The 3,169-nt window shown below is 65.6% G+C and carries 3 protein-coding genes and 2 pseudogenes; 2 read left to right on the top strand and 3 right to left on the bottom strand.

The annotated features are described in order from the left end of the window. Positions 1–282: pseudogene (locus tag HC022_RS22335) on the bottom strand (AMP-dependent synthetase); the annotation flags it as partial. 158 nt (positions 283–440) lie between these two features. Here HC022_RS22335 and HC022_RS22330 point away from each other — a divergent pair. Next, complete coding sequence (locus tag HC022_RS22330; RefSeq protein WP_008885975.1) at positions 441–1,049, top strand: OmpW family protein; 609 nt, start codon at positions 441–443, stop codon at positions 1,047–1,049. A gap of 14 nt (positions 1,050–1,063) precedes the next feature. On the opposite strand, the gene HC022_RS22325 is transcribed toward HC022_RS22330, so the two are convergent. Together HC022_RS22325 and HC022_RS22320 are read right to left on the bottom strand one after the other, a co-directional pair. Beyond that, the gene (locus tag HC022_RS22325) at positions 1,064–1,513 is read right to left on the bottom strand and encodes a lysozyme inhibitor LprI family protein (protein ID WP_167453865.1); all 450 of its coding nucleotides are present in this window, start codon (positions 1,511–1,513) and stop codon (positions 1,064–1,066) included. A gap of 79 nt (positions 1,514–1,592) precedes the next feature. Next, positions 1,593–2,756 (bottom strand): annotated as a pseudogene (locus HC022_RS22320) (acyl-CoA dehydrogenase family protein). Positions 2,757–2,894: 138 nt separating this feature from the next. Between HC022_RS22320 and HC022_RS22315 the strand changes: the two are divergent. Next, the coding region (locus HC022_RS22315) for a pyridoxamine 5'-phosphate oxidase family protein (protein WP_167453864.1) at positions 2,895–3,169 on the top strand (275 nt) is incomplete at its 3' end.

Genomic DNA, 3,169 nt, shown 5'->3' with positions numbered 1-3,169 from the left:
CCCCCGCCCCCCCCCCCCCCCCCCTTCCCCGACACACCCCCCCCCCCCCCGCCGCGACAGCGCCTGGAGCGCACCGTAGCTCACCACCTCGGGCGCGCCGCCTGCGCGCATGTCGAGGATCGCCGGGCGCCCGGGCTCGCGCGCCGCCCAACTGTCGCAGACCTGCTCGGCCATGTTGACCCGGGCAGCCTCGGGCCAGCGGAACCCCTCGCGCAGCGCGTCGTAGCCTGCCCCCTCCGCCAGCGTCCGGCGCCGTGCGGTCTCCTCCGTCGAAAGGCTCATGACGCGGCCCTCACGCGCGGTTCAAGATGCACCCCAGACTCCTCATATGATGGATTTGCAACAGCCCAAGTCCCTGAGTTCCAAGCTTGATTCAGATCAACATGCGAATCTGCCCGAGCGCCCAAATGGCCCCACGTGCGATTTGGAAAGGGACTAAGATGAACACGACCAAACTCGTCTCCGCCGCGGCCGTACTGGCCGTCTGCGCCACCGGCGCGCTGGCTCAGTCCAAGGGCGACATGACGGCGGGGATCGGCTTTGCCTGGGTGAACCCCTCCGACGACAATGGCAGCCTCGCCAGCGGTGCGCTCGATATGGATGTCGGCGAGAACACCCAGCTGTCGCTGACCTTCGAATACTTCATCGCCGACAACCTCGGCATCGAAGTGCTGGCCGCCACGCCCTTCACCCACCAGGTCAAGGCCAACGGGTCGGACATCGTGAAGGTCAAGCACCTGCCGCCGACCGTGACGCTGAACTACCACGTGCCGACCAACACCGCCTTCACGCCCTTCTTCGGCGCCGGTGTGAACTACACCACCATCCTCGGGCTCGAGGACCAGAAGATCTCGGGTCTCGACATCAAGGACAGCTGGGGCCTGTCGGGCCACTTCGGCGTGGACTACGCGATCAGCGAACGCTCGGCGCTGCGCGTCGACGCCCGCTACATCGACATCGATCTCGATGTCGAGCTGAACGGCGATGACATCGGCACCGTCGAGGTCGACCCGTGGGTCTTCGGCGTGTCCTACATCCTGCGCTTCTGACCGCGCCCCGGGCCTCAGCGATTGAGGCTGTAGAAGAACTCCACCGCCCGCGCGGCCGTCAGGTCGCGCTGGCATTCCGCCCCGTAGATCACCCGGATCGAGCCGCCGCCCGCCTCTTCGTAGCGCCGGGCGCATTCCGCGTCGCGGTCCTTGATCCACTGGCGCTGCGCGGCGAGCAGGCTGTCCCAGCTGCCATTCGCCTGCGCCCGCGCCTTCATCGGCGTCCACCACGCATTCAGCAACTCGTCCCAGCCACGCTGCTCGCGCATGATGCACTCGGCGATGCCGATCGTCGTGTCGTCCTTGCAGCTCGGTTGGAACATGCCGACGCATTTGCCGAGCACTCCCGATTGCGGCCCCGAGGCCGAGGATTCGACGCAGCCCTGAAGCTTCGCCGCGTCGCTGGAGGCCGCTGCCGCCGCGACGGGCAGCAGCAGGCAAAGGCAGATCGCAAAGGTCTTCATGGCAATGACATGCTCCGAAATGACGTCGTGACAATGACGCCACCCTAGCAGGCCACCGCGATTCCCCCAACCGCATGGCTCAGCTCATCGCCGCCATGAGTTCGCGGCCGATCAGCATCCGGCGGATTTCCGAGGTGCCGGCCCCCATCTCTCTGTTCTTTGCGTCGCTGAACCTGCGTCTGCACTCCTGATATGCCAGGAACCCCGGTCAACCCATCGCCAGCACCGCCTGGTGCGCCTGCACCATCGCCTGCTCGGAGGCATAGAGGCAGCAGGCCGCCGCGTCCTGACGGGTCACGTCGCCGCGGTCGCAGGCCTTGGCGACCTCGTAGACATAGGCGCGGGCCGAATTCATCGCCGTGTACATGTCGGCGATCTTGCCCTGCATCAGCTGGAACGACCCGATCGCCTGTCCGAACTGCTTGCGCTCGGTCAGGTAGGGCATGATTTCGTCGAGGCAGGCCGCCATGATGCCGGTGCCGATCCCCGCGAGCACCACGCGCTCGTAGTCGAGGCCCGACATCAGCACGCGCACACCCTTGCCCTCTTCGCCGAGGATATTCTCGAAGGGCACTTCCACGTCGTCGAAGATCAGCTCCGCCGTGTTCGACCCGCGCATCCCGAGCTTGTCGAAATGCGGGCTGGTCGTGAAGCCGGTCATCGACTTCTCGATCAGGAACGCGGTGATGCCACGGCTGCCCGCATCGGGGTCGGTCTTGGCGTAGACCACCAGCGTGTCGGCGTCGGGTCCGTTGGTGATCCAGTACTTGTTGCCGTTCAGCACGAAGCGGTCGTTCTTCTTCTCGGCGCGGAGCTTCATGCTCACCACGTCCGAGCCTGCCCCGGCCTCGGACATCGCGAGCGCGCCGACGTGCTGGCCCGAGACCAGCCCCGGCAGGTATTTGGCCTTCTGCTCCTGCGTGCCGTTCAGCTTGATCTGGTTCACGCAGAGGTTCGAGTGGGCGCCGTAGGACAGCGACACCGAGGCCGAAGCCCGGGCGATCTCTTCCACCGCCACCACATGGGCAAGGTAGCCCATGCCGGCGCCGCCGAATTCCTCGGGCACGGTGATGCCCAGAAGGCCCAGCTCGCCCATCTCGGTCCAGAGCTCGTTCGGAAAGGCATTCGAACTGTCGACCTTGGCCGCCATCGGCCTGACCCGCTCCTGCGCCCAGCGATGAACCATCTCGCGCAGGGCGTTCACATCCTCTCCCAGGTCGTAACGCATGACCGCGTTGAACATTCCTCGCCCTCCTCCGACGATTATTGAACGCTTGTTCATATCTACGCTCAGGCTCACGCTTGCGTCAAGAGGCAGGAACAGGTCGGCGGGTCGCGGCGTTTCAGGAGGGACACAAGGAAGAACGCAAAGGAGGACACCATGTCCAAGGATCTCAAGTCCGAATTCTGGAGCCAGCTCAAGGATGTGCGCGCCGGCCTGCTGGCCGCCGACGGCGAGCGCCCGGTGCCGATGTCGCCGCAGGGCGATGCCGACGAAAACGCGATCTGGTTCATCACGGCGCGCGGCACTGCCGCCGAACGTGCCGCGAAAAGTGGTGGCGAGGCGTCGTTCCACGTCGCTGATTCCCGCGCCCACCTCTATGCCAACGTGTTCGGCACGCTGACTTTGGTGAACGATTCCAAGAAGCTCGACGA

This window comes from Salipiger sp. HF18, assembly GCF_011806505.1.
In the GTDB taxonomy this organism is placed as follows: Bacteria; Pseudomonadota; Alphaproteobacteria; order Rhodobacterales; family Rhodobacteraceae; genus Salipiger; species Salipiger thiooxidans.
Note: the sequence above shows the minus strand (reverse complement) of the source record. Positions and strands in the feature narration are given on the sequence as shown.

Coding starts and splice junctions, on each gene's coding strand:
- HC022_RS22330 (WP_008885975.1), top strand. CDS start 441: ATGAACACGACCAAACTCGTCTCCGCCGCGGCCGTACTGGCCGTCTGC.
- HC022_RS22325 (WP_167453865.1), bottom strand. CDS start 1,513: ATGAAGACCTTTGCGATCTGCCTTTGCCTGCTGCTGCCCGTCGCGGCG.